The sequence below is a fragment of the Streptomyces sp. NPDC090741 genome (genome assembly GCF_044769045.1).
Taxonomy (GTDB): domain Bacteria; phylum Actinomycetota; class Actinomycetes; order Streptomycetales; family Streptomycetaceae; genus Streptomyces.
On record NZ_JBIVXF010000025.1, the window covers coordinates 33,569 to 56,026 of the forward strand.

General features: G+C 72.3%; 26 protein-coding genes and 1 pseudogene. 12 read left to right on the forward strand and 15 right to left on the reverse strand.

Features of this window, described 5'->3' with window-relative positions; genetic code table 11:
• Positions 1-73: 73 nt before the first annotated feature.
• Positions 74-460, reverse strand: a complete 387-nt coding sequence (locus ACIQU4_RS39850) for a RidA family protein (RefSeq protein ID WP_403742022.1) — start codon at positions 458-460, stop codon at positions 74-76.
• On the opposite strand from ACIQU4_RS39850, the gene ACIQU4_RS39855 reads away from it, so the two are divergent.
• Positions 404-790: a winged helix-turn-helix transcriptional regulator gene (locus ACIQU4_RS39855; RefSeq protein WP_403742139.1), complete on the forward strand. Its 387-nt coding sequence runs from the start codon at positions 404-406 to the stop codon at positions 788-790. The genes ACIQU4_RS39850 and ACIQU4_RS39855 overlap by 57 nt on opposite strands.
• Before the next feature lie 55 nt (positions 791-845).
• Here the strand turns inward: ACIQU4_RS39855 and ACIQU4_RS39860 are convergent, their stop codons facing one another.
• On the reverse strand, positions 846-1,754 hold the full coding sequence (locus ACIQU4_RS39860) for an aminoglycoside phosphotransferase family protein (protein WP_403742025.1): 909 nt from the start codon (positions 1,752-1,754) through the stop codon (positions 846-848).
• A 108-nt stretch (positions 1,755-1,862) separates the two neighbouring features.
• Between ACIQU4_RS39860 and ACIQU4_RS39865 the strand changes: the two genes are divergently transcribed.
• On the forward strand, positions 1,863-2,330 hold the full coding sequence (locus tag ACIQU4_RS39865; RefSeq protein ID WP_403742029.1) for a MarR family transcriptional regulator: 468 nt from the start codon (positions 1,863-1,865) through the stop codon (positions 2,328-2,330).
• Here the strand turns inward: ACIQU4_RS39865 and ACIQU4_RS39870 are convergent.
• Positions 2,327-3,049 (reverse strand): MFS transporter, encoded by a 723-nt coding sequence (locus tag ACIQU4_RS39870; protein WP_403742032.1) that lies wholly within the window; start codon positions 3,047-3,049, stop codon positions 2,327-2,329. The two genes, ACIQU4_RS39865 and ACIQU4_RS39870, sit on opposite strands and share 4 nt — an antisense overlap.
• Before the next feature lie 7 nt (positions 3,050-3,056).
• Positions 3,057-3,812 carry an MFS transporter gene (locus tag ACIQU4_RS39875; RefSeq protein WP_403742035.1) on the reverse strand — a complete coding sequence of 252 codons (756 nt, stop codon included), beginning with the start codon at positions 3,810-3,812 and terminating at the stop codon, positions 3,057-3,059.
• A 214-nt stretch (positions 3,813-4,026) separates the two neighbouring features.
• On the opposite strand from ACIQU4_RS39875, the gene ACIQU4_RS39880 reads away from it, so the two are divergent.
• Positions 4,027-4,635, forward strand: coding sequence for a DJ-1/PfpI family protein (locus ACIQU4_RS39880; RefSeq protein WP_403742037.1), 609 nt, complete (start codon positions 4,027-4,029; stop codon positions 4,633-4,635).
• A gap of 4 nt (positions 4,636-4,639) precedes the next feature.
• Here the strand turns inward: ACIQU4_RS39880 and ACIQU4_RS39885 are convergent, their stop codons facing one another.
• Genes ACIQU4_RS39885 through ACIQU4_RS39895 form a run of 3 tightly spaced genes read right to left on the reverse strand, consistent with a single transcriptional unit; the run spans position 4,640 to position 6,774 of the window.
• On the reverse strand, positions 4,640-5,059 hold the full coding sequence (locus tag ACIQU4_RS39885; protein WP_403742040.1) for an ATP-binding protein: 420 nt from the start codon (positions 5,057-5,059) through the stop codon (positions 4,640-4,642).
• Positions 5,040-5,621: a hypothetical protein gene (locus ACIQU4_RS39890; protein ID WP_403742043.1), complete on the reverse strand. Its 582-nt coding sequence runs from the start codon at positions 5,619-5,621 to the stop codon at positions 5,040-5,042. Before ACIQU4_RS39890 ends, ACIQU4_RS39885 begins: the two co-directional genes overlap by 20 nt.
• 4 nt (positions 5,622-5,625) lie before the next feature.
• Positions 5,626-6,774: an alpha/beta fold hydrolase gene (locus ACIQU4_RS39895; protein ID WP_403742045.1), complete on the reverse strand. Its 1,149-nt coding sequence runs from the start codon at positions 6,772-6,774 to the stop codon at positions 5,626-5,628.
• 131 nt (positions 6,775-6,905) lie between these two features.
• Here ACIQU4_RS39895 and ACIQU4_RS39900 point away from each other — a divergent pair, with 131 nt between their 5' ends.
• Positions 6,906-7,637 carry a TetR/AcrR family transcriptional regulator C-terminal domain-containing protein gene (locus tag ACIQU4_RS39900; protein WP_403742048.1) on the forward strand — a complete coding sequence of 244 codons (732 nt, stop codon included), beginning with the start codon at positions 6,906-6,908 and terminating at the stop codon, positions 7,635-7,637.
• A gap of 31 nt (positions 7,638-7,668) precedes the next feature.
• Here ACIQU4_RS39900 and ACIQU4_RS39905 read toward each other — a convergent pair.
• The 3 genes and pseudogenes from ACIQU4_RS39905 to ACIQU4_RS39915 all read right to left on the reverse strand — a co-directional run.
• Positions 7,669-8,142 (reverse strand): annotated as a pseudogene (locus ACIQU4_RS39905) (IS5 family transposase); the annotation flags it as partial.
• Positions 8,143-8,327: 185 nt separating this feature from the next.
• A complete protein-coding gene (locus ACIQU4_RS39910; protein WP_403742051.1) occupies positions 8,328-9,542 on the reverse strand; it encodes a PQQ-binding-like beta-propeller repeat protein in 1,215 nt (404 codons plus the stop codon).
• Positions 9,543-9,774: 232 nt separating this feature from the next.
• Positions 9,775-10,218, reverse strand: a complete 444-nt coding sequence (locus ACIQU4_RS39915) for a MarR family winged helix-turn-helix transcriptional regulator (protein WP_403742054.1) — start codon at positions 10,216-10,218, stop codon at positions 9,775-9,777.
• Between the two features lie 111 nt (positions 10,219-10,329).
• On the opposite strand from ACIQU4_RS39915, the gene ACIQU4_RS39920 reads away from it, so the two are divergent.
• Positions 10,330-10,722 (forward strand): nuclear transport factor 2 family protein, encoded by a 393-nt coding sequence (locus ACIQU4_RS39920; protein WP_403742056.1) that lies wholly within the window; start codon positions 10,330-10,332, stop codon positions 10,720-10,722.
• Here ACIQU4_RS39920 and ACIQU4_RS39925 read toward each other — a convergent pair.
• Positions 10,719-11,171 (reverse strand): hypothetical protein, encoded by a 453-nt coding sequence (locus tag ACIQU4_RS39925; protein WP_403742058.1) that lies wholly within the window; start codon positions 11,169-11,171, stop codon positions 10,719-10,721. The two genes, ACIQU4_RS39920 and ACIQU4_RS39925, sit on opposite strands and share 4 nt — an antisense overlap.
• A gap of 145 nt (positions 11,172-11,316) precedes the next feature.
• Between ACIQU4_RS39925 and ACIQU4_RS39930 the strand changes: the two genes are divergently transcribed.
• The 3 genes from ACIQU4_RS39930 to ACIQU4_RS39940 all read left to right on the forward strand — a co-directional run bounded on the left by ACIQU4_RS39930 (position 11,317) and on the right by ACIQU4_RS39940 (position 15,019).
• Complete coding sequence (locus ACIQU4_RS39930) at positions 11,317-12,354, forward strand: alpha/beta hydrolase (RefSeq protein ID WP_403742061.1); 1,038 nt, start codon at positions 11,317-11,319, stop codon at positions 12,352-12,354.
• A 287-nt stretch (positions 12,355-12,641) separates the two neighbouring features.
• Positions 12,642-12,887 carry a hypothetical protein gene (locus tag ACIQU4_RS39935; protein WP_403742064.1) on the forward strand — a complete coding sequence of 82 codons (246 nt, stop codon included), beginning with the start codon at positions 12,642-12,644 and terminating at the stop codon, positions 12,885-12,887.
• Between the two features lie 35 nt (positions 12,888-12,922).
• Complete coding sequence (locus tag ACIQU4_RS39940; RefSeq protein WP_403742066.1) at positions 12,923-15,019, forward strand: HAD-IIB family hydrolase; 2,097 nt, start codon at positions 12,923-12,925, stop codon at positions 15,017-15,019.
• On the opposite strand, the gene ACIQU4_RS39945 is transcribed toward ACIQU4_RS39940, so the two are convergent.
• Positions 14,979-15,560, reverse strand: coding sequence for a TetR/AcrR family transcriptional regulator (locus ACIQU4_RS39945; RefSeq protein ID WP_403742069.1), 582 nt, complete (start codon positions 15,558-15,560; stop codon positions 14,979-14,981). The two genes, ACIQU4_RS39940 and ACIQU4_RS39945, sit on opposite strands and share 41 nt — an antisense overlap.
• Before the next feature lie 144 nt (positions 15,561-15,704).
• Between ACIQU4_RS39945 and ACIQU4_RS39950 the strand changes: the two genes are divergently transcribed.
• Positions 15,705-16,439: an SDR family oxidoreductase gene (locus ACIQU4_RS39950; protein ID WP_403742072.1), complete on the forward strand. Its 735-nt coding sequence runs from the start codon at positions 15,705-15,707 to the stop codon at positions 16,437-16,439.
• A gap of 127 nt (positions 16,440-16,566) precedes the next feature.
• Here ACIQU4_RS39950 and ACIQU4_RS39955 read toward each other — a convergent pair whose 3' ends face one another.
• A complete protein-coding gene (locus ACIQU4_RS39955) occupies positions 16,567-16,893 on the reverse strand; it encodes a darcynin family protein (protein WP_403742142.1) in 327 nt (108 codons plus the stop codon).
• 28 nt (positions 16,894-16,921) lie between these two features.
• Complete coding sequence (locus tag ACIQU4_RS39960; RefSeq protein ID WP_403742073.1) at positions 16,922-17,839, reverse strand: NAD(P)H-binding protein; 918 nt, start codon at positions 17,837-17,839, stop codon at positions 16,922-16,924.
• A 107-nt stretch (positions 17,840-17,946) separates the two neighbouring features.
• Between ACIQU4_RS39960 and ACIQU4_RS39965 the strand changes: the two genes are divergently transcribed.
• The 3 genes from ACIQU4_RS39965 to ACIQU4_RS39975 all read left to right on the forward strand — a co-directional run bounded on the left by ACIQU4_RS39965 (position 17,947) and on the right by ACIQU4_RS39975 (position 21,409).
• Positions 17,947-18,891, forward strand: coding sequence for a LysR family transcriptional regulator (locus ACIQU4_RS39965; RefSeq protein ID WP_403742076.1), 945 nt, complete (start codon positions 17,947-17,949; stop codon positions 18,889-18,891).
• A 106-nt stretch (positions 18,892-18,997) separates the two neighbouring features.
• Positions 18,998-20,641 carry a D-alanyl-D-alanine carboxypeptidase/D-alanyl-D-alanine-endopeptidase gene (gene dacB / locus ACIQU4_RS39970; RefSeq protein ID WP_403742079.1) on the forward strand — a complete coding sequence of 548 codons (1,644 nt, stop codon included), beginning with the start codon at positions 18,998-19,000 and terminating at the stop codon, positions 20,639-20,641.
• A 102-nt stretch (positions 20,642-20,743) separates the two neighbouring features.
• On the forward strand, positions 20,744-21,409 hold the full coding sequence (locus ACIQU4_RS39975; RefSeq protein WP_403742082.1) for an HAD family hydrolase: 666 nt from the start codon (positions 20,744-20,746) through the stop codon (positions 21,407-21,409).
• On the opposite strand, the gene ACIQU4_RS39980 is transcribed toward ACIQU4_RS39975, so the two are convergent.
• Positions 21,390-22,391: a transcriptional regulator gene (locus ACIQU4_RS39980; protein ID WP_403742085.1), complete on the reverse strand. Its 1,002-nt coding sequence runs from the start codon at positions 22,389-22,391 to the stop codon at positions 21,390-21,392. The two genes, ACIQU4_RS39975 and ACIQU4_RS39980, sit on opposite strands and share 20 nt — an antisense overlap.
• Positions 22,392-22,458: the final 67 nt, after the last annotated feature.

A 22,458-nucleotide genomic window follows, 5' to 3' on the forward strand; every position in this document is an offset into this window, starting at 1 on the left:
CTGGCCCTCACACCCCCGGCGCCCCTGCCACCCCCGGCGCCGCGCGGCGGTCCCACCCTCCTGCGCCGCCTCCTCAGTCGAGGACCGCGGTGGCTTCGATCTCGACCAGGTGCTCGGGTACGTCCAGGGCCGCGACGCCCAGCAGGGAGGCCGGCGGTACGGGGGTGACGCCCAGTTTGGCGGTCGCCCGGTCGATCCCCGCCAGCAGGAGCGGCATCTTGTCCGGGGTCCAGTCGACGACGTACACGGTCAGCTTCGCCACGTCGTCGAACGAGCCGCCGGCCGCGGCCAGGGCGGTGGCGACGTTGAGGTAGGCCTGCTCGACCTGGGTGGCGAGGTCGCCCCCCTCCCAGGCGACCTGCCCGGCGATGAAGACGAGCTTCGAGCCGGACGCGATCGACACCTGCCGGTAGACGGGGATCTCGGGCAGTCCGGCGGGGTTCAGCAGGGTGATGGCCATGGTGCACAGCCTCCACGGGAGATCTTCTCCGACGTCGCCAACAAGTGGGCGCTCCTGATCATCGAGGCCCTCGGTGACGACACCCTGCGCTTCAGCGAGCTGCGGAGCGAGGTCGAGGGCATCAGCCACAAGATGCTCACCCAGAACCTGCGCATGCTGGAGCGCTACGGACTGCTGGAGCGCACCGCGTACCCCACCGTGCCGCCGCGGGTCGAGTACACGCTGACCGAGCCGGGCAGGGCGCTGCGCAAGACGATCGACGGCCTGTGCGACTGGACCCACCGGTACTTCGGCGAGATCGAGGCCTCCTGCCGCCGCTTCGACGCCTGACGCCTGACGCCTGACGCCTGACGCCTGAAGCCTGTCTGACGCCTGATAAGTGGCGTCAGGAGGCGTGGTGGTCGGCGATGGCCTCGGCCGCCGCCCGGTGGGCGACACTGGCCAGGACGGGGTTCGTCACGCGGTAGTAGTGCTCCGCGGTGACCCCGAAGCGCAGCGCCCAGCCGCGGCCGCGGGCCCAGGTCGCGTCGTCCACGCCCGCCGCCTCGCGGAAGACCTCGCGGGTGTCGGCGGTCAGCAGGGTCCAGGCCGCCATCACATCGCACGCGGGGTCGCCCACGCCCACCCCGCCGAAGTCGATCACGGCGCTGAGCCGGCCCTGGTGGCCGAGGAGGTTTCCCGGCAGCAGGTCGCCGTGCAGCCATACGGGCGCGCCCTGCCACTGCGGCGCCCCTACGGCCGCCTCCCACGCGGCCGTCGTGGCCTCGGCGTCGTGGGTGCCGTCGGCGCCCAGGTCCCGTATCGCCGCGCGGACACCCTCGTCGGCCGTACCCACCGGCCCGCCCCGGAACGACGCCGGCGCACCGGCGGTGTCGACGCGGTGGAGCGCCGCGACGAAACGCCCCAACCCGGCGGCCGCGTCACGCAGTCCGCGTTCGGCGAGGGGCTCGTCGTACAGGTTCTCGCCGTCGAGCCACCGGTACACCGACCAGGCGAACGCGTACCCCTCGCCCGGGACCCCCTGCCCCAGCGGTACGGGCACGTCCAGCGGCAAGTGGGGTGCGAGGTGCGGCAGCCACCGCTGCTCCTTGCCGACCTGGCCTTCGGCACCGGGGACGCGCGGCAGCCGTACGGTCATGTCCTCGCCCAGCCGGTACATGGCGTTGTCCGTACCGGCCGACCGCACCTTCCGTACGGCCAGCCGAGCCCACTGCGGGAACTGCGCCGCGACCAGCCGCTCGACGAGCGACTCGTCGATGTCGACCTCGTCGGCATGCATCTTCGTACCGGACATGGAGGGGAACGTACCCGCCGCATGCGTGGCCCTGCCAAGCCTTTTCTCGGCCGGGGCAGGGAGGCTGCATCAGATCAGATGCATCTGTCCTGATGTACGGTCGGGCGCATGAACGCAGTGCAGCTCTTCCTGCTGGGCCGGACGCTGATGAAGATCGGCGAAGAGGCCATCCCGACCGGCGGAGTCGGCACGCGCACGACGAGCACGCGATCGGTCCTGATCGTGATGCTCGACGTGTACGCCCACCCCGACACCACCGTCGGCGAGATCGCCGTCCGCTCGGGCCTGCCGCAGAGCGCGGTGTCCGCCTGCGTGGCCCGGCTGCGCGAGACCGGCTCCGTGGTCACCGCCACCGACCCCCGCGACCGGCGGCGCACCCTCCTCCGGCGGAACCCCGAGGTCTCCGACCGGCGGGCCGAGGTCGCCTCCGCCTCCGTCGACGGCGCCCTGTCCGCCGCGCTCGGCACGAGCGACCCCGCCGAACTCGCCGAGGTCGTCGCCCTGTTGGACGCCCTCGCGCAGCGCCTCTCGCCCGAGGTGCTGGCCCGCCTGACCCCGGACGCCCCGGCCGTCTAGGCGGCGGAGGTTCCGACCGCCGGCGTGGCTCCCGCGCCGGGAGTCGTAGCCGTACGTACGGGCTCGGGCTCGGGCTCCGGTGCCGGCTTCTTCGTGTGGTTGCGTACCAGCAGGCACAGCAGCACCGCGATCCCCAGGGCGCCGATCGGCAGGGCCGCCGTCACGTGCAGGGTGGCGACGAAGGCGTCCGCGTACGCCTTGCCCGCCCCGAGCTCCTCGGCCAGCCGCCCCTGGAGCAGCGCCCCGACCGAGGCCGCCCCGATGACCGAGCCGATCTGACGGATCGTGTTGTTCACCCCGGACGCCGCACCGGCCAGGGGCGGCTCCACGTTCCGCATCGCCTCGGTCGACATCGGCGCCACCACGCACCCGACCCCCAGGCCGGTCACCACCGTCGCCGGCACGAACAGGTACCAGGGCGTCGCGGGCCCGGCGACCAGCACGATCGCGACCATCCCGGCCGCATACAGCGACAGCCCCGCCATCAGCAGGTACTTGCCGCCGATCCGGTCCGACAGCCGCCCCGCGAACGGGCCGACCGCCATCGACACGAGCGAGGACGGCGCGAGCACCAGACCGGCCCTCAGTGCGCTCATGTGCAGTACGGACTGCAGGTACAGGTTGAACGGCAGCACCAGCCCGATCATCGCCATCGACACCAGCGCCACGAGCGCGGTCATCACGGTGAAGTTCCGGTCGCCGAACAGCGCGAACGGCACCAGCGGCTCACGCTCCTGCTTCCCGCGCTGGTGTACGAGGAACCCCGCGACCAGCGCGACACCGGCGGCCAGCAGCGCCCAGATCCCCGCGCCCCCACCCGTACCGCTCGCCCTCCTGCAGTCCGAACGCGAGGCAGAACAGCGCGGCGGTCGCGATCACCACGCCCACGAGGTCGAACGTGCGGCTGCGCCCGTTGCGTACGTCCGGCACCACCAGGTACGTGAGCACCAGCGCGGCCACGCCGATCGGCACGTTGACCAGGAAGATCCACCGCCAGCCGACGGTCGACACGAGGATGCCGCCCAGCGTGGGCCCCGACAGCGTGGCGAGTCCGGCGACCATCCCCCAGACGCCCATCGCGGTGCCGCGCCGCTGCGCAGGGAAGACCGAGACGATCAGCGCCATGGTCTGCGGCCCCAGCAGCGCCGCACCCAGTCCCTGCAGCCCGCGGGCCGCGATCAGCAGGCCGGCGCTCGGCGCGAGCCCGCACGCCACGCTGGCGAGCGTGAACAGCGCCACGCCGCCGGCGAAGAGCCTGCGCGGCCCCCACAGATCGCCGAGCCGCCCCGCACTGATCAGCAGTACGGCCAGCACCAGCGCGTAACCGCTGACCACCCACAGGGTCTGGTCCAGCGAGGCGCCGAGCGCGTCGATCATCTCCGGGATGGCGATGTTCACGATGGTCAGATCCAGCAGCGTCATGAAGAACCCCAGTGACACGGTCACCAGGACCGCCCAGGGATTGCCGGCCCACTTCCGCATGTCGTCCCCCACCCCTCCGTCCGCGCCCCGGCAGGTTCCGGCGGCCACGGCACGAAGGCAATCCATCTTTCTTGATGCATCAAGAAAGATGCATCGGAATGGATGCATAAAGGTAGGCCAATGGCAGAGGATTGGCCTGTGACCTGCCCCCGCGCAGCTGAGAGGCTGGCCCCCAGGTCCCAGGTCCCTCGAACGCCATGCCCAGGAGGTCGTGATGCAGGTAGCGGTGGTCACTTTCGACGGGTTCAACGAGCTCGACAGCTTCATCGCGTCGGCCCTGATCAACCGGTGCCGCAAGGACGGCCTGGAAGCCTTCATCACCACGCCCACGCCCGTGGTCACCTCGATGAACGGCGTAGAGGTCACCGGCCAGCGCCCCATGGACTTCATTCCGGAGGCCGACGTCGTACTGATCGGCAGCGGGGTGAAGACGCGCGACGTGGTCGCAGACGACCGGCTGCTCGCCATGCTGCCCCTGGACCCCGCGCGGCAGCTGATCGGCTCGCAGTGCTCCGGCGCGCTGGTCCTCGCCCGGCTCGGGCTGCTGGCCGGGATGCCGGCGTGCGCGGACCTGACGAGCCGGCCGTACGTCGAGGCCTGCGGCGTCACCGTGCTGGACGCGCCGTTCCACTCCGAGGGCAACATCGCCACGGCGGGCGGCTGCCTGGCGTCGCAGTACCTCGCCGCGTGGGTGATCACCCGTACGCTCGGCGAGGAAGCCGCGCGCGGCGCCATCGGCTACGCGGCCCCGGTGGGCGAGCAGCAGGAGACGGTGGACCGGGCACTGCGCGCCATCCGCGCGCCCGAGTCCGTACTGCGCTGACTCCTCAGGACCGCGCTGCCACCCTCAGGCGCGGTTCGCGGAGGCGCCGAGCCGGAACCAGACCCACTTGCCGGCCCCGTCCGTGGCGACGCCCCAGGACTGGCTGAGGGCGGCGATCAGCCCGAGCCCCCGCCCGGACTCGGGCTTCGCGCAGCCCGCGGCGGCCGGGTTCGCGGGGCCGAGGTGGGGGAGTGTCGTCGCGCAGGGCGCACAGCAGCCGGTCGGTCCCCGGTTCGACGGTGACCACCATGCGGATGCGGGTGCTCACGGTGTGCCGGACCGCGTTGCTGACGGTCTCGGTCACGAGGAGGCGGGCGTCGTCCGCCAGGTCACTGCCGGTGACGGCTTCGGACAGGGCCCGCCGGGCCGAGCGGGCGGCCTCGGGCGTGGCGGGCAGGGTGATGTCAACGCGGTGAGCAGGCACGACGGCCTCCGATCCCAGCAGGTCCCCCCTGCGGTCCGTCCACGCCAGGTTCGCCGTCGTCCTGGTCGCACCGCCCGGACGGCCGATCCCGGCCGGCCGCAGCTCCTCCCTTCGGCCAGAGGGTTCCCAGGGCGTGCCGGGGAGCCGTCGTGACCAGGTTCCGCAGCGGTACCGGGCTCACCCGGGCGGGGACGGCGCCGGCCCCGGCGCCCGGCATCATGGCCGGCCAGACGAACGGCACCGTTCCGTGGACCATGCCCACCTCGGCCAGCGACATCCGCCACGCCGATGTGACGCCGGCGGGACGCCGACGGCGCGCCAGTGCCCAGGCCGCCAGTGCGGCCAACGGCAGCGCGACCAACGTCATGAGCACCACACCGTTGAAGGTGCCGAAGCAGCCGTGCCACCGCCCGGCCGTGCACCTCGGAGCGGACATCATGAGCGGCCCCCGTACCGCGAACGGGGCGCGCGCGAGGCCCAGGACCGCCAGGCCGAGGAGCACGGTCCGGCGCGCGCGGCGGGGCGGTGCGGACGGCGCGGGCGGGGGTGCGTCGTGGTTCATGCCGTCATTGGAGACGCAGGGCCGTTGCGGTGGCGTATGCGCTTTCCGATACGCCCGCGACAACCGTCGCGGCTGTTGCCGGGGCGCAGGTGAGGGCCGGGCGGACGTTGGTGAGGAGGAGGTCGAGAAAGCGGTCCGGCTGGCGGAAGGCCGCGAAGTGGCCGGCGTCCTCGATGAGGGCGAACCCCTTGACGGGGGCCGCGACCTCGTCGAAGAAGCGGCGGACCGGGCCGACCGGCGTGATGACGTCCCCGGCGCCCTGGAAGAGGAAGAACGGCAGCCGGAAGTCGACGCCCTCGGCCCGCTCGTCGATGGCGACGGACTGCGGCCCGAGGCGCTCGGAGAAGGCCATGGCCCTCATGTGGGTGCGGAGGTCGCCCAGGCCGTGCCGGGGCGAGGTGAGCAGGGAGCCGAGCACCACCTTCTTGACGGTGTCGAGCGTCAGCGGGTCGGAGCCGACGGTCAGTTTGTTGTACTGCGACCACTGCTCGGTTTGCCAGGCCGCACGGTCGGGGCCCATCGCGGTGGCGGCGGCCAGCTCCTTGCGGCGGCCGGCCGCGGTCAGCCGGTCCAGCAGGCCGTCGTAGGCGGCGCGGTCGCGCCCGCCGGCGTTGATGTTCTGGTCGGTGCCGACGTACGCGGAGTACAGCTCGGGGTGGCGGCGGGCCAGTCGGAGGCCGATGACCGAGCCGAACGACATCGCGAGCAGGACGACCCGGTCCACGCCGAGGCGGCCGCGGATGTGGCGGGTCACCTCCAGGGCGTCGGACTCCAGTCGCTCCAGGGTGAGTTCACCCCGGCCCTCGGGGCCCGAGCGGTCGAAGGTCTTGCCGGCGCCGCGCATGTCCCAGCGGACGAGGGTGAAGTGGCGCTCCCAGGCGCGGGTGCGGGGGGCGTAGGGCAGGTTCGTGGCGCCGGGGCCGCCGTGCAGCTCAAGGATGACCGGGTTGGACAGGTCGTCTCCGCGCACGGAGATCCACTGGTCGATGCCGCCGATGCGGACGAAGCCGGCCTCGTCGATGCCGTGGGGCGTGGTGATGCGCAGCCGCCGCGCGTGGGCGGCGCGCCGCAGCCCGCGGTAGCCGGCCAGGGCGGCGGCGGGGGCGGTGAGGACGGCGGAGGCGGAAGCGGCGAGGAGGGCGGCGTCGACCATGACTGATACTTCCTTAAACTGTTTATAGTGTCATCAGTTGATGGGTTTAAGGTATATACAGTTACTGGGCGGCGTCAACACCCGGGCGCCGACCGCCATGACGGCACCGAGACGCGAACGAGGGACATGGGATGGCCAAGGCACGCGAGGACAAGGCACGTGATCTGCGCGCGGGCATGGCGCTGCTGTGGGGTGAGCAGGAGCGGCCCAGCCGGGGCCCCAAGCCCAGTCTCACCCCGCCCCGCATCGCCGCCGCGGCCGTGGCGCTGGCGGACGCGGAGGGGCTGGAGGCCGTGTCGATGACCAGGGTCGGCGCGGAGTTCGGCGTCTCGGCGATGGCGCTCTACCGCTACGTGCCCGGCAAGGCCGAGCTCGTGGAGCTGATGGTCGAGGCCGTCCTGGCGGAACGCCCCGACGTGGCGGACGCGGGCCCCGGCTGGCGGCCCCGGCTGACGGCCTGGGCCCACCGGATGCTCGCGGTGTACGAGGCCCACCCGTGGCTGCTGGCCGCCACCGCGATGCGGCGCCGGCTGATGGGGCCGAACCAGCTCGGCTGGCTGGACGAGGCGCACGCGGCGCTGGAGCGGACCGGGCTGGCCGCGGCCGAACGCCACCAGGTCTTCCTCCTGGTGGTCGGCCACGTACGGGCCCTCGCCCAGCAGTCGGCCGACTTCGACGCCGAGCACGCCCGGGAGTTCGGGCGGCTGACCGGCGAACTGCTCGACCGGCACGCCGCCCGCTTCCCGGCCCTGACCAAGGCGATCGCCGACGGCGCGTTCGCCCCGCCGCCCGCCGCCGACCCGCTCGCCTTCGGACTGGACCGGATCCTGGACGGCGTACAGGTCCTCATCGACGAGGACTAGAGGACGAGAGGGCTAGGCCGTTTCTCAGTGATCACCTCGCGGACCAGATGTGGATGGCCGCGAGGTGAAGGGCCGCCTGGTAGATGGTTGCCGTCTTGTCGTAGCGCGTGGCCGGACCGCGCCACTGCTTCAGCTTGTTGATGCAGCGTTCGACCGTGTTCCGCTGCTTGTACGCGATCTTGTCGAAGGCGGGCGGCCTGCCGCCTTTTCGTCCGAGGCGCTTGCGGTTGGCGATCTGGTCGTCGGGCTGTGGGATCACGGCTCGGATGCCACGATTTCGCAGGTGCACGCGGATCGCGCGGGACGAGTACGCCTTGTCGGCCGGCACGGTCGTCGGGCGGGTCCGGGGCCTCCCCTTTGGCCTGCTCACCCGGATCGCGGACATGACCTGCGTGAAGGCGGGAGCGTCACCGGCCTGGCCGGGAGTGCGGACGAAAGCCAGAGGCCGACACCGGCCGTCGGCCGCCAGATGAATCTTGGTGGTCAGTCCGCCGCGGGACCGGCCGGGGGTGTGATCGTGCGGCTCACCGGCCGGGGCCCTTTTGACGGGCCCCGGCGGCGTGCTGAGTACTCCCACGCGCGCTTCACAACACGCAGGCCGATTCTCCGTGATCCGGAAGAAACGGCCTAGCACGCTTCAGGCGCGCGGCAGGGTTCCGGAAACCGTGACGCATCCGGGATCAGCCATTGTCAGCCTGCGGCGCGATGGAACTTCGATCCCACCACACCGCCGTACCGATCGATCTCGTATGGCGCCGCGCCGGCAGACGTCTGTCGATCCTGTCCCGTCGTGCCGTCCAGGACGATCGGTTCGTCGCCCACCTCCCCGTACACGGCACCGTGCCAGAATCCGTTGACTTTCGGCACCTTCCGTCCGGAACCGTCGGGCAAGGCCCACCGCTTCTGGACCGAAGCGGTGTCGAACACCGTGATCCCGCGGTCTGCCGCCCCGTACCCGTACTTGGAGCACAGGACCAGGGACTGTGCGTCGTGGCGGCACCGCCAGCCCCCGCCATCGAGCGCCACTCGCTGCTCACCGCTGACGGCATCCACGACCAGTGTCTTGTCTTTGAGGGTGGCGCTCAGCAGTCGCGGCGCGGCTGCGGCCGGCTGCCGCGCCTCCGCCACGGTCCACCGCTGTTCACCCGTGGCCTCGGCAAGGCCCAGCAGCCTGCCCGCGCCGAACCCCGTCTTCTCGCCGCCGGCAACAACGCCGTCGGCCAAGGTCACCGCACGGAAGTCGGGCTTCTTCCAGCGGACGGTGCCCGCAGAGGGTTCGACGGCATACGTGGTGTCAGCCGCGGTAACGAGCGCTGTGCTGGCATCGACTCCGATGATCTGCGGTGCGAGGATCTCGTCGGCCCCGATGGATGTGGCGGCGAGCCCGCGGGAGCTGGGAGCGGCCACGATCTCGGCCGACCATGCCGTCTTGCCGGTGGCCGTCTCGACGGCCAGCACCTCGATGACGGCTCGATCCGGCGTCGTGCCTTCACCCTTCACATCCCTGTTCCAGGCGGCGTACACGGTTTTACCGTCAGCCGAGACCAGGGGAGCGGCCCGGTTACTTCCGAACCCGCCCTTCCCTGCGGCGTGCTTCGTGGTCACGTCCCACCGCGGTGCACCGGTCCCGGTGTCGATCGCCTCCAGCCCCTCCTCGGTGGTGATGTAGGCAACCCCGTCAGCAAGCGTGACCGCAGGCCGTGCCGCTCCCCCGCTCGTCGTACTCGGCTGGCTGGCATTCGGCAATTCGACCGTAGGCCCGTCGAAGCGCACGGGCGGGTCGAACGCCGGACGGCTTGGCTTTCCGGAAGCCGCATGTGACGGTTCCGCGGACTTGCCGGACGACTTCGCATCCGATGAACCGCCGTCTCCACAGGCGACCAACGCAGCGGTCGCCAGCGTCACTCCCGCCGCAGCAGCGGCCCATCGTCGCGTCCTGCCTGTCCGGCCCATCGCTCCCCCTGCTCGTGATCTTCGTGATTATGACGACCGTAGCGGCTGGGCTCCCCGGAGACCGGCAAGTTCTCCAACCACCCGACAGCGGACCTGTACGGGACGAACCAGGCCGTCCCGAAGCCACCGCACCGGCCTCATGATCTGGTCAGTGGTGATCCGAAATAAGCGCCCTGGACGAGGACTAGGCGAACGGGCCCTCGGTCGTGAAGCGGCGCAGGTCGTGGGCGAAGCGTTCGGCCTCGCCCGGCGGCCATGAGGACAGGCTCGCCGTGATGTGGGCGGCCAGCCGGGCCCGCAGTTCCGCCACCGCTGCCCGGCCCTGCTCGGTGAGGACGAGCAGGTACGCGCGCCCGTCGGCGGGGTCCGGCTCGCGGCGGATGAGGCCTGCGGCCTCCAGCCGGGAGGCGCGGCGGGTGACGCCGGAGCGGTCGACTCCGACGTCGGGAGCCAGATCGGCGGCGCTGCGGGGACCGGTCCGGGCCAGCGCGCTGAGTACCGGGTACGTCAGCTCGTCCAGCCCCTCGTCCATGCCCTCGGTGAGCCGCCGGTGCAGCTGCGTGCGCGTGGTGCGCCTGAGCAGGATGCCCAGCGCGTCCGCGATCTCATGACCTGCTTCGTTCTCCACACCACAAAGAATAGCGTGCGCCACGCACGCTGTTGGTGTTACAGTGCAGGAGATGCGTGCGGTTCGCACGCACTTCTCCTTCATTCTTCCTTCGTCCCGTGAGGAATCCCCATGACGCGCACCGGTATCGAGGCCGCCCTCCACGACCTGATCTTCAACCGCGACATCACCGTCGAGGAAGCCGCCGACCGCCACTTCACCCCGGAGTACCGCCAGCGCACGGACGGGGAGTGGGCGGACCGCGCCGGGTTCATCGAGCACATCACCCACGTGCGCGGCCTGGTGGCCGACGGCCATGTCGAGGTGCACGAGGAGCTGTACGACGGCAGCAAGTACGCCGACCGGCACACCGCCCACATCACGAAGAAGGACGGCTCGACCGTGAGCATGGAGGTCTACGTGTTCGCGGACCTCGCGCCCGACGGCCGGTTCGACCGCATCGAGGAGACCACCCTGATGCTCGAAGGCTCCGCCGCCGACCGCAACATAGGCAGCGCCCGCTAGCGGGTGCCCCTGGCGGTCAGGGCGCGGATGGCGGTCTCCTGGGAGTAGGCGAGCAGGCCGATCGTCATCGCGCTCATGACGAGGGCGAAGAGCACGTGGCCCAGGGTCGAGGTCACGGCCAGGCCCAGGGTGTTCAGGGCGAAGTGGCTGCCGACCCGCAGGGCGATGAGCGCGAACGCGACCTTGCGCGTCTCCTTGCCGCGCCACAGCGCCTTGGCGAGCTTGATCCGCCTGCGCATCATCGTCAGCGAGACGATGATGTTCACGGCCAGCAGGACCAGCAGCACGGGCCAGACCGAAGGGAAGGCCTTCAGGATGTCGAAGGCGGCCGCGAGCACCCCTTCGAAGCCGAAGAACCAGAGCGGAAGCCGGTAGTCGGCCGGTGCCATGGCGCTCGTGTCGATCGCCTCGGCCGGTGCGCCCTGGGTCTTCTTCTTCAGGATGTTCATGCTGCTGCCCCCGTGGTCGGTGTGATGATCACTATTTTTCCGGGGGAGGGGTCTCGGGGGCAGAGCTCCGGGTCACGTGTGCCGTATGACAGCTGTCATGCTCCGCCCGGCCGCGGCCGGGTGACGGTGTGATGGGATACGCCGTATGGGTCTCACCGGACAAGGAAACCAGTCGCCGACGGGGGTACCCGTACCGCCCTTCGACCCCGAACTGGCCGTCGCCCTCGCGGCCTTGGACGCGCGGTCGCGCGAGCCGATCACCCCGGACAACCTCGCCGCCGTGCAGGAGCGGGACGTCACCTCCCGGCCCCGGCCCACGGCCGAGGACCTTCGCGCCGAAGGCCGTTTCGAGGTGCGCGAGTTCCAGGTCCCCGGGCCGCCGGACGGCCCCGCCGTCACGCTCGTCGGCGCCCGCCCGTCCGGGCTCGCAGGGCGGCCGCTGCCCCTCCTCTACTACGTGCACGGCGGCGGCATGGTCATGGGCAACGCCTGGTCCCCCCTCCCGCGGATCCTCCGCGAGTGGGCCCTGCCGCTGGAACTGGCCGTCATCTCCGTCGAGTACCGGCTCGCGCCGCAGGCGCAGTACCCCGAACCCCTGGAGGACTGCTACGCCGGTCTCCTCTGGGCGGCCGGCCACGCGGCCGAACTGGGCATCGACCCCGACCGCATCGTCATCGGAGGCAAGAGCGCCGGCGGCGGCCTCGCCGCGGCCCTCGCCCTCCTGACCCGCGACCGGGGCGGTCCCGTCCCCCTCGGCCAACTGCTGCTCTGCCCCATGCTCGACGACCGCGGCACCACCTTCTCCAGCCACCAGATGACCGGCCTCGGCGTCTGGGACCTCACCTCCAACACCACCGGCTGGAAGGCCCTGCTGGGCGACCGGCACGGCGCCGCCGACCTGCCGCCCTACGCGGCCCCCGCCCGCGCCGCGGACCTCTCCGGACTCCCGCCGGCCTTCATCGAGGTCGGGTCGGCCGAGATCTACCGCGACGAGGACGTGGCGTACGCGAACGCCATCTGGCAGGCCGGCGGCCACGCCGAACTCCACGTCTGGCCCGGCGCGTACCACGGCTTCGACGGCCTGGCCCCCGAGGCCGCCCTCACCCGAGCCGCCCGCGAAACCCGCACCCGCTGGCTCCACCGCCTCCTCACCGCGCCCGCCGCCCCGCCGCCCCCGCCGTAGGGCCGGGCGTCACCCCAACGGCCGAGCCCCGGGCGCTCCCGAGGTGCCCGCGCGCCACCTGGAGGCAATGCTGGAGCCGCTGCCCGTTCACAGGAAGGGGTACTGCGGTGCCACCGAGGATCGAGCACACAAGACCCCGCCACGGGTACGGCCGTGGGTACACCCACGGGTACACCCACGTGCACGTCACCCTGACACAGGACCCGCCCGCCACGCGGCAGGGTGGTGGTGGCGGCGACGTCGCCTTCGCCTTCAGCATTCCGCACGGCTCGGAAAGCGTTTCCGTGATGCTGCCGTCCGAAAACGCCCGAGCCCGTCTGGTCGACGAATTGCTCGGCTGCGCCCTCGACGCCCCGCGCGAGAGCGTCGATCGCCTCCTGGCGAGCGACGACGTCCACGCGGTGAGGCTGGGCCGGGCCGTGCGAGCCGTCCAGCACGCACTGCACACCGAAGGGAACACCGCCGGCTCCCCGCCCGCGGAACCCCCCGGCCCCGCCGCGATCGACCCGGTGACCCACGACCCCGCCTGGTGAGCCTCCGACCCCGGGGGCCGTAGGAAGGACACGTCATGGGCAGCACGGCAAGGGTCCTGGTCACCGACCTCGACGGCACGCTCCTGGCGGGCGACGAGGACAGCCGGCGCCATCTGCGCCACGCGCTGGACCGGCATCCCGACATCACCGTGGTCTACGCGACGGGCCGCGGCCTCGCCTCCGTCCGGACCGTGCTCACCGACGACCCCTTCGCCCCCTGGCCGCGGTGGATCATCGCCGACGTCGGCGCGAGCATCATCGACACCACGGACATGTCCCATGCCGAGTCCCTCGAAGGACCGCTGCGCACGGGATGGCCCGGACACCGTCGCGTCCGGCGGGCACTGCGCCGGTTCCCGCAGCTCGTACACCAGGACGCCGTGGCACAACAGGGCCGGTGCTCCTACTACCTGGCCGCCGAGCACCTCTCGGACGAGATCACGGCGGCCGTGGAGCGGATGGGCTGCTCCTGGACGTACTCCGCGGGCCGGTACTTCGACGTACTCCCGCCCCGCGCCGGCAAGGGCCCGGCCCTGCGGGCGCTCATGCACCGCCTGCACTGGCCGCGCGCACACCTGCTCGTGGCCGGGGACTCCCTCAACGACCTGTCGCTCTTCCGCCTCGGCACGCACGGCGTCGTCGTCGGCAACGCCGAGCCCGCGCTGGTCGCGCAGGTGGCCGCGGACCCGCTGGTCCACCACCCGGCACTCGACGGCGCCGCCGCCGTACTGCACGTACTGGAACGGCTCGGCTGGGTGCGGCTGCGGCGCCCCCGGCGCGTGGTGATCGGATACCACCGTCCGCCGTGGCAGCGGTCCGAGGGACACTGGCGGGCGCCGGCCAGCCCCAACGGCATCCTCCCGACCCTGGTGTCCGCCCTCGGGGCCGACCCCGACGGGCAGCTGGACGCCGTATGGGCCGCCGCCACGACCGAGGACGCCGCCACGGCGGCCACGGTCCCGCCGGGGCTGCCCCTGACCCTCCTCCCGCTGCCGGCCGGCCAGTGGGCCGGGTACTTCCACCGGGCCTGCAAGGAGACGCTGTGGCCCGCCCTGACCTCGCAGCCGCACCTCATCCGGCACGACCCGGCCGACTGGGCGGACTACGAGGCCGTCAACTCCGCTTTCGCGCAGCACGTCAGCGTCCACGCGGCGTACGGCGGAACGGTCTGGCTGCACGACTACAACCTCTGGCTCGTCCCCGGCCTGCTCAAGCGGCACCGGCCGGATCTGACGATCGGCCTGTTCCACCACACGCCCTTCCCCGACCCGCGGACGTTCCGGCGCCTGCCCGCGGCGGCGCAGCTGTGCGCGTCCCTCGGACAGCTGGACTGGGCCGGGTTCCACACCGCCGCGTTCGCCGAGAACTTCCGCACCCTGCTGAGCGGCGCGGCCGCCTCCCGCATACCGCGCACCGGTGTGCACCCCCTGGGCATCGACCGCCGGGCCGTCGCCTCCCTCGCCCGGTCCCGCGCCGCCGACACGGCCACGACCGGCGGCCGGGACGACGGCCCGGTGATCCTCTCCGTGGAGCGGCTCGACTACGCCAAGGCCCCCGTACACAAGATCCACGCTCTCGCGGAACTCCTCGACCGGCAGCCGGAACTGCGCGGGCGGCTGCGCTACCGCCTCGTCTGCCCGCCGCCCGAGCCGGGCATCCGCGCGTACGACACCACCCGCAGCCAGCTCGAACGTGCCATCGGGGAACTCAACAGGCGCCAGCGGAAGGCCGGCTGGGAGCCGGTCGAGTACATGTCCCGGGGTCTGCCCTTCGAGGAGGTCGTCGACCACTACCTGGCGGCCGACGTCTTCTGGGTGAGCTCCCTGGCCGACGGCATGAACCTCACGGCCCAGGAGTTCCTCACGGTCCAGGCGGCGACCGGCCGCTCCGGCGTGCTGATCCTCTCGCGCCACGCCGGCGCCGCCGCCTACATGGAGGGCCGCGCCCTCCTCACCGATCCGTACTCCCCGCACGACATGGTGGAGAAGCTGCGCACCGCCCTGGCGATGTCCCCCGCGGAGCGCCGGGCGCACACCGCCCGCCTCGCCGCCCTCCTGAACACCCCGCCGCCCGCCGAGTGGGCGCGCGAGGTCATCGCGGCGATCGAGGGGGTGCCAGCCCGTCCAGGGTGAGGTCCAGCAGGCGTTCGGCCTGCTCCCGCTGTTCGGGCTTGGCCGAGGTGAGGGCGATGCCGGCGAGGGCGGCGAACAGGTCCGTCGCGCTGATGTCGGTCCGGATCGCCCCGGCATCGGCGCACGCGTCCATGAGCGCGGTGATGGCGCTCTGGATCATGTCGTGGCTGTGGGCGTACGGGTTGCTCCCCGAAGCGGCGATGGCGCGCAGGGCGTCGGCCATGCCGAGTTTGGCCGTGGCGTAGTCCATGAAGAGGCGGGTCCACGCGCGCAGCGCCTCGTACGGGGGCTGCGCCGCGAGGAGCCCGGGGACGACGTCGCGCAGCTGGGCCACTTCGTTGCGGTAGGCCGCCTCGACGAGCGCCTCGCGGGTGGGGAAGTTGCGGTACAGGGTCGCGGTGCCCACGCCCGCTTCCCTGGCGATGCGTTCGAGGTGCGCGTCCAGTCCCTCCTCGGTGAACACCCGTACCGCGGCAGCCAGGATCTTGTCCCTGTTGCGTTGCGCGTCGGCTCTCAACGGGCGTGCTGCGTCCGGGTTCATCGGCGGCTGCCGTCCTCTCTCCCGCTCTGTCCGGTTGCTAAGTGGAGGCGCGCCCAGTTAGCCTTTCACTAAGTGGTGGCGCCTCCACTTGACTCTAGGGCATGCCCTGGCCTGCCCGTATTCCTCCTGGAAGGACTGCCGCTCATGTCGGGAATCGAAGGCAAGGTCGTGGCGATCACGGGCGCCGGCAGCGGTATCGGCGAGGCGACCGCCCTGCTGCTCGCCGAACGCGGCGCCAAGGTCGTCCTCGGGGCGCGCCGCTCGGAGCGGCTCGAAGCCCTGGCCGCCCGTATCGAACAGGCCGGCGGCGAAGCCGCGTGGACGCGCACCGACGTCACGGTGCGCGAGGACCTGACCGGGCTCGTCGAACTGGCGCGCGGCCGGTTCGGCCGCCTCGACGTCCTCGTCAGCAATGCCGGAATCGGCCTGATCTCCCCGCTGGACGAGGTCCGCGTCGAGGACTGGGAGAAGATGATCGACGTCAACCTCAAGGGCGTCCTGTACGGGATCGCCGCCGCGCTGCCGGTCTTCCGGGAGCAGGGCACCGGGCACTTCGTCAACACGGTCTCCACGGCGGGACTGCGCGTCGTTCCGCTCCAGGCGGTGTACGCCGCCACCAAGAACGCCGTACGCACCCTCTCCGAGGGCCTGCGTCAGGAGGCCGGTGACAGCCTGCGCGTGACGGTCGTCTCGCCGGGCGTCACGCGCACGGACTTCCCGGACTCCATGTCACCGCAGATGCGGGCGCAGGTCCGCGACCGCATGGATGCGATGGCGATCCCGCCGGACGCCATCGCGCGCGCCATCGCCTACGCCGTCGAGCAGCCGGACAACGTGGATGTGGGCGACATCGTTGTCCGCCCCACCGCGCAGGCTTAGGCCGTGTCTTTGGGTCAGGCCAGACGCCGCGGGCCCGGCATGATCCAAAAGACACGACCTCAGGCCGTGAACTGCCGGCCGGTGCTTCCGCAGGGCGGTGGCGGCACCGGCCGGTCAGGGAGGAGCGTCAGGTGGCGAAGGTGGCCACCGGCTCCAGGCCGTAGGTGCGGGCGTAGCCGTTCTCGATGCCCACGAGCAGGTCCACCACCTCGAAGTAGCGGTCCCAGAAGGGGGTTTCGCGCAGCGCGTCGATCAGCAGCCGGTAGGCGTCGTGGTCGTCCGCCTCCCAGACCCAGATGTCGGTGACCCGCGCCGAGTAGAACTCCGTGTCGTAGAAGCGGGAGCGGACGCCGCGTGTACGGGCCTCGATCACCGGGGCGACGTGGGTGGTGAAGGCCTCGACGCGTTCGGCCACGGTCATCGCCAGCCACTCGGGCGTGGTCTTGACCAGCATGAACGCGGTGACCGGCGGCTCGGTTCGGTCAGCGGGCACCGGTTGCCTCCGGGGTGGCGAGGACGGCGGGCTTGAGGGTCTGCGCGCACCACTGCGCGAATCCGGTGGCCGGGCCCGCCTGCGGCGAGCGGACGACGCCCGAGTCCAGGCCCTGGTCCTTGGCGCGCTTCATGTCGACCATGCCCTCGACGAACGCCTCGCCCAGACCGTAGCCGAGCAGGGCAGAACGCAGCTCGTCGAGCGGCTGGCGCCGGTAGCGGACCGGGCGGCCCAGCTCCTCGGTCATGATGCGGGCCAGGTCGTCGGGCGACAGGTCCTGCGGGCCGAGCACCGGAACACTGCCGACGCCGGTCCAGGAGCGGTCCAGCAGCAGCCCGGCCGCCGCCGCGGCGATGTCGGCGGTGGCCACCAGCGGTGCCTTGCGGTCCGCGGCGACGGTGTCGGTGAAGATGCCGTCCTCGCGGATCGATTCGGCGTCCTCCAGCAGGTTCTCGAAGAAGGACGGGTTGGCCAGGGCGCGGTAGGCGACGCCGGAGTCGGCGATCAGGTCGTCCATGGCCAGGGAGGCGGTGACCAGCCCGGCCCGGGCGGCCGGCGGGGTGCCGCGGCCGAGCGCCGAGACGCCGACGACATGGCCGACGCCGTGGGCGGCGAACGCCCGCGCGGCCGGGCGGGTGAAGCCGCTGTACGCCTCGTCGGGCGTGGCCGAGACGTCCGGCGGCACCAGCCAGAAGACGGCGTCGGCCCCGGTGAAGGCCCGCTCGACGGTCGCGGTGTCGCCGTGCGAGCCGGTGACCACCTCGACCCGTCCGCGCACGGCCTCGGGTAGCCGGGCGGGATCGCGGACCACGACGCGCAACTCCTCTCCGTGTGCGGGCGCGGCCTCGACCAGCAGTGACAGCAGCCGCCGGCCGATGTTCCCGGTGGGGGCGGTAATGACGATCATGAAAACCTCGGGTCTTTGTCGGATCTGTACGCCCCTTCATCGTGCAGACGCCAACAGCATTGCCACAATGGGAACTTCAGCATCCAATCATTGCCTGGAACGGAATAATGCCGGTGAGCAGCCCAGCCCCGAACCTCGACGCCCACCTCGCCGTCGCCCTCGACGCCCTGCTGACCGAGCAGAGCGTCACCCGTGCCGCCGCGCGGCTGCACACCTCCCCCGCGGCGATGAGCCGCACCCTGGCCCGGTTGCGCCGGGTGCTCCAGGATCCGCTGCTGGTGCGGGCGGGACAGGCGATGGTGCCCACACCCCGCGCCGAGGCGCTGCGGGACGAGGCCGCCGCGGTGGTGCGCCGGCTGGAGGCATTGCTCACCCCGAGCGGTGGGATCGACCCCGCCGCGCTGCGGCGCACCTTCACCGTCCAGGCCTCGGACCTGGTCGGCGCGGCGCTGGCGCCGGGTCTGCTCGGGCTGGCCCGGCGCCAGGCGCCGGGAGTCTCGCTGCGGGTGCTGGCCGAGGAAGGGGAGGCGGGCCCCGCGCTGCGCGAGGGCCGGGTCGATCTGGAGATCGGGGTCATCGACCACGTGGACCCGGAGACCCGGGTCGAGGAGCTGACCACACTGCGGATGGCGGCCGGCGTCAGGGCCGGGCACCCGCTCGCCGAAGGAACCCTGACGCCCGCCGGACTGGCCGCGGCCGAGCACGTGGCGGTCAGCCGCCGGGGACGCTTCACCGGCCCGCTGGACGCGGCCCTGGCCGAGCAAGGGCTCAGCCGGCGGGTCGGCGCCGTCCTGCACGGACATCTGGCTGCGATGGCGCTGGCCGCGGTCGGCGACGTGGTCTGCCTGGTGCCGACCGCCCTGCCGGGCGAGCCCCCTTCACCACTCAGCGACGCGGCGCACGCGCTGGGACTGCGCCTGCTGGACGTCCCGCTGCCGCTGCCGACACTGACGATCGGCATGGCCTGGCACCCTCGCCACACCGCCGACGGGGCCCACCAGTGGCTGCGTGGCGCCGTGCGCCGGGTACTGCGCCCGGCCCGGGAGGAATAGCCCACGGCGCGGCTCCGCGCATGTCACCCGCATGCGCGCCGGATGGGGGCGTGCCACCCTGTTCGCAGGCCTCGGGAGATGGCAGCCGCGACGAACGGAGCGTGCTGTGGGACGTCCGATACGTGTCGCGGCGCTGCGGCGCCGGGCGGCCGCCGCCTGCGGCGCCCTGCTGCTGGTCGCCCTCGCCTCGGGCGCGGGCACCGGCACGGCTCCCTCCCCGACCCCGAGCCCGACCCGCTCCCCGACCCCGAGCCCGACCCGCTCCCCGTCCCAGGCCGGGCTGGATCCGCGCATCGCCGAGATCATGCGCAAACCCGAGTACCGGCACGCCCAGTGGGGGCTCCTGCAGACCCGGCCCGACGACGGGCGGGTGCTGCACAGCCTCTTCCCCGGCCAGTTCTTCATCCCGGGTTCCACGGCGAAGCTCTTCGCCGTCTCCGGCACCTGGCGCACCCTCGGCACCGACCACCGCTTCGTCACCCCCGTCTACGCCGTCGGCCGGCGCACCGGCGCCACGCTGACCGGCGACCTCGACCTCGTCGCCCAGGGCGACCTCACCCTCGGCGGCCGTACGCGCCCCGACGGCACCGTCGCGTACACCGACCTCGACCACACCTACGCCAACGACTTCCCCGGAGCGACCCTCACCCCCGAGAACCCCCTCGCCGGCATCGACGAGCTCGCCCGGCAGGTCCGCGACTCCGGCATCACCCGCGTCGACGGCGACGTCATCGTCGACAGCCGCCTCTTCGCCCCCGACCCGGTCCTCGACCCCACCCCGACCCCCCTGATCATCAACGACAACCTCATCGACCTGCTGACCACGCCCGGAGACCGGGCGGGCGCCGACGCCCGGCTGGACTGGCGGCCGAAGGTCGCCCCGTACGCGGTCACCTCCACGGTGAAGACCGTCGCCGCCGGCAAGCCCACGAACGTCACGGTGACCGCCACCGACGGCGGCAGCCGGATCCTGCTCTCCGGCACCATCGCCGCGGACGCGAAGCCCCTGCTGCGCACCGCTCCCGTCACGGATCCCGCCGCGTTCGGCCGCAGCGCGCTGATCGAGGCCCTCGCCCGGGCCGGCGTACGGGTCACCGCGGACCCGACCGGCCCCAACCCGGCCGCCCGGCTGCCGCGCGACTACGACGGCCGCCCGCGGGTGGCGGCGTACACCTCACCCCCGTACGAGCAGTACGCCAAGCTGATCCTCAAGGTCAGCCACAACCTCGGCGCCAACCTCGGCATCTGCCTGATGGCCGTCTCCACCGGCAGCACGCAGTGCGAGGACGGCTTCCCGGTGCTCGCCGCCTTCCTGGACCGGGCCGGCGTCGACCGCGAGCAGGTGGAGCTCATGGACGGCCGGGGCGGCAACCCCGCCGACCGGGCCACCCCGCAGGCGCTGGTGCAGATGCTGGCCTACTGGCAGCGCACCCCCGACGCCCGGCGCTTCCGGGAGGCCCTGCCCGTCCTCGGCGTGGACGGCCTGCTCGCCGAGAACTGCCGCGGCTGCCCGGCGCGCGGGAAGGTGTTCGCGAAGACCGGCGCGGCCGTCGGCGGGGACGCCCTCAACGACCGGCTCGCCGTCGGCGCCATCACCATCGCCGGCTACCTCGACAAGGGCGGCGGCCGCTTCGACACCTTCTACGCGGGCGTCAACGGCGCCTCCACGCCGACCGCGAACACCGCCGACGTCCTCTCCATCGCCAACGACCTCGCCCTGATCGCCGCCTACCTCCAGGAATCGCCCTGACGGGGCGGGGACCGGAACCGGCTCGGGTTCGCGCTCGCCGTTCCGTGAGGTGGGCGTCGTGACCCGGTGAACCTCGCCGGTCGCAGCACTAGGCTGCCCGGCATGACGATTCGCGCTGTGGTGTTCGATGTCGGCGAGTGCCTCGTGGACGAGACCCGGGAGTACGGAACGTGGGCCGACTGGCTCGGAGTGCCCCGGCACACCTTCGCGGCCGTGTTCGGCGCGGTCGTGGCACAGGGCCGCGACTACCGGGAAGTCTTCCAGGAGTTTCGCCCCGGCTTCGACCTCACCGAGCAGCGTGACGCCCGCGCGGCCGCCGGCCGTCCGGAACACTTCGACGAGAGCGACCTCTACCCGGATGTCCGCCCGGCCCTGGCCGAGCTGCGTGCCGACGGTCTGTGGCTGGGCATCGCCGGGAACCAGACGATCCGCGCGGGCGGCATCCTGCGGAGCCTCTTCAGCGACGACGTCGACCTGATCGGTACGTCGGACGACTGGGGCGCGAGTAAACCCGACCTGGAGTTCTTCGAACGGGTCGCCGACGCGGTGCCGTTCGCCAACGACGAGATCCTCTACGTCGGTGACCGGGTGGACAACGACCTCCGGCCCGGCGCGAAGGCGGGGATGCATACCGCGCTCGTCCGCCGGGGCCCGTGGGCCACGATCCAATGGGATACCGCCGAGGCTCGCGAGCTGCCGACGTTCCGCATCGAGAGCCTCGCCGACCTGTCCCCCAGGATCGCGGAGTTCAACAGCCAAGGGCGCTGACGACGGCCCCCCAGCCGTAGAGCCGGTCATCGAGGTCGCGGACGTACTGCTCGTGCTCCCACGGGCCGAGTGCACGCCGCACTTCGCGGACCCGCTCCAGCCCAGTGGCGTACCAGTGCGTTTCCAGCAGCTCCAGCGCGCGGAGGGCGTAGTGGGCCGCCTCCTGCGGCCGCCCGGCGGCGGCCTCCACCGCACCGAGGTCTCCGAGGATGACCGTGCGTTGTTTGTCGGCATCGCCCGGGAGTTCGTCGAGTACGTGGAGGAGCGTCTCGCGGGCCTGCGGCAGGTGCCCGGCACTCAGCTGCACGTTGCCCTTGAAGGCGGCAAGACGGATCGGGCTGAACCAGTCCATCCACTCGGGTGCGGGCTGACTGCCGGTGTCCTCGATGACGGTCTCCCCGTGGGCGATCAGGTCGAGGGCCGCTCGCGTGTCCCCGCAGCGGGTGGCGCACTCCGCCTCGACCGCATCGAGCCAGGCCGCGAAGTGGCCGCCGGCCTGTCCGCGTCGACTGTAGGTGCGGGCCGCGACCATGCGCTCCGTCGCGGCGGGTCGCTGCCCGACCCATCCGGGGATGAACGCCATGTGGGCGAGGATCGCGGAGCCGAGCAGAGCGTCGTCCGCTTCCCCCGCGGCTTGAAGGGCGCGCACCCAGGTGTCGCCGGCGCGATCGGGTTCGCGGAGGTCGAAGAACTCGATGCGGCCCGCGAGCAGCCAGCTCTCCGCCAGGGCGGCGGCAAGTGTCTGGCGGGTGCGGCCGGCGGTTGCGTCGAGGAGCTGGCCACCGAGGGTCGCGTGTGCTGCGACGGCGGGGTGCAGTATCGCGGGGGATACGGTCCAGTAGAGCCGGCGGTGCGCTCGGGTGACGGCGGAGAAGTCGGCCCCGGCAGTGGCCGGTTGCGGTCCGCTGGGGGTACGCAGGGGGCCGCGGTTGGCGGGGGCGATGAGGCTTGCCGCTCCCTGGGACCCGGTGCCGGGTGGCACGTTGAACCCGAGTTCGTCCAGGGGGCGGCCGAGGAGGTCGACGAGAGCTTGCCTGACGTCGGGCTGG

What these genes read in the sequence shown, in the direction of transcription:
- ACIQU4_RS39850 (WP_403742022.1), bottom strand. Translation starts at nt 460, where the DNA reads ATGGCCATCACCCTGCTGAACCCCGCCGGACTGCCCGAGATCCCCGTC.
- ACIQU4_RS39860 (WP_403742025.1), bottom strand. Translation starts at nt 1,754, where the DNA reads ATGTCCGGTACGAAGATGCATGCCGACGAGGTCGACATCGACGAGTCG.
- ACIQU4_RS39865 (WP_403742029.1), top strand. Translation starts at nt 1,863, where the DNA reads ATGAACGCAGTGCAGCTCTTCCTGCTGGGCCGGACGCTGATGAAGATC.
- ACIQU4_RS39875 (WP_403742035.1), bottom strand. Translation starts at nt 3,812, where the DNA reads ATGCGGAAGTGGGCCGGCAATCCCTGGGCGGTCCTGGTGACCGTGTCA.
- ACIQU4_RS39880 (WP_403742037.1), top strand. Translation starts at nt 4,027, where the DNA reads ATGCAGGTAGCGGTGGTCACTTTCGACGGGTTCAACGAGCTCGACAGC.
- ACIQU4_RS39890 (WP_403742043.1), bottom strand. Translation starts at nt 5,621, where the DNA reads ATGAACCACGACGCACCCCCGCCCGCGCCGTCCGCACCGCCCCGCCGC.
- ACIQU4_RS39895 (WP_403742045.1), bottom strand. Translation starts at nt 6,774, where the DNA reads ATGGTCGACGCCGCCCTCCTCGCCGCTTCCGCCTCCGCCGTCCTCACC.
- ACIQU4_RS39900 (WP_403742048.1), top strand. Translation starts at nt 6,906, where the DNA reads ATGGCCAAGGCACGCGAGGACAAGGCACGTGATCTGCGCGCGGGCATG.
- ACIQU4_RS39920 (WP_403742056.1), top strand. Translation starts at nt 10,330, where the DNA reads ATGACGCGCACCGGTATCGAGGCCGCCCTCCACGACCTGATCTTCAAC.
- ACIQU4_RS39925 (WP_403742058.1), bottom strand. Translation starts at nt 11,171, where the DNA reads ATGAACATCCTGAAGAAGAAGACCCAGGGCGCACCGGCCGAGGCGATC.
- ACIQU4_RS39930 (WP_403742061.1), top strand. Translation starts at nt 11,317, where the DNA reads ATGGGTCTCACCGGACAAGGAAACCAGTCGCCGACGGGGGTACCCGTA.
- ACIQU4_RS39935 (WP_403742064.1), top strand. Translation starts at nt 12,642, where the DNA reads ATGCTGCCGTCCGAAAACGCCCGAGCCCGTCTGGTCGACGAATTGCTC.
- ACIQU4_RS39940 (WP_403742066.1), top strand. Translation starts at nt 12,923, where the DNA reads ATGGGCAGCACGGCAAGGGTCCTGGTCACCGACCTCGACGGCACGCTC.
- ACIQU4_RS39945 (WP_403742069.1), bottom strand. Translation starts at nt 15,560, where the DNA reads ATGAACCCGGACGCAGCACGCCCGTTGAGAGCCGACGCGCAACGCAAC.
- ACIQU4_RS39950 (WP_403742072.1), top strand. Translation starts at nt 15,705, where the DNA reads ATGTCGGGAATCGAAGGCAAGGTCGTGGCGATCACGGGCGCCGGCAGC.
- ACIQU4_RS39955 (WP_403742142.1), bottom strand. Translation starts at nt 16,893, where the DNA reads ATGCTGGTCAAGACCACGCCCGAGTGGCTGGCGATGACCGTGGCCGAA.
- ACIQU4_RS39960 (WP_403742073.1), bottom strand. Translation starts at nt 17,839, where the DNA reads ATGATCGTCATTACCGCCCCCACCGGGAACATCGGCCGGCGGCTGCTG.
- ACIQU4_RS39965 (WP_403742076.1), top strand. Translation starts at nt 17,947, where the DNA reads ATGCCGGTGAGCAGCCCAGCCCCGAACCTCGACGCCCACCTCGCCGTC.
- ACIQU4_RS39975 (WP_403742082.1), top strand. Translation starts at nt 20,744, where the DNA reads ATGACGATTCGCGCTGTGGTGTTCGATGTCGGCGAGTGCCTCGTGGAC.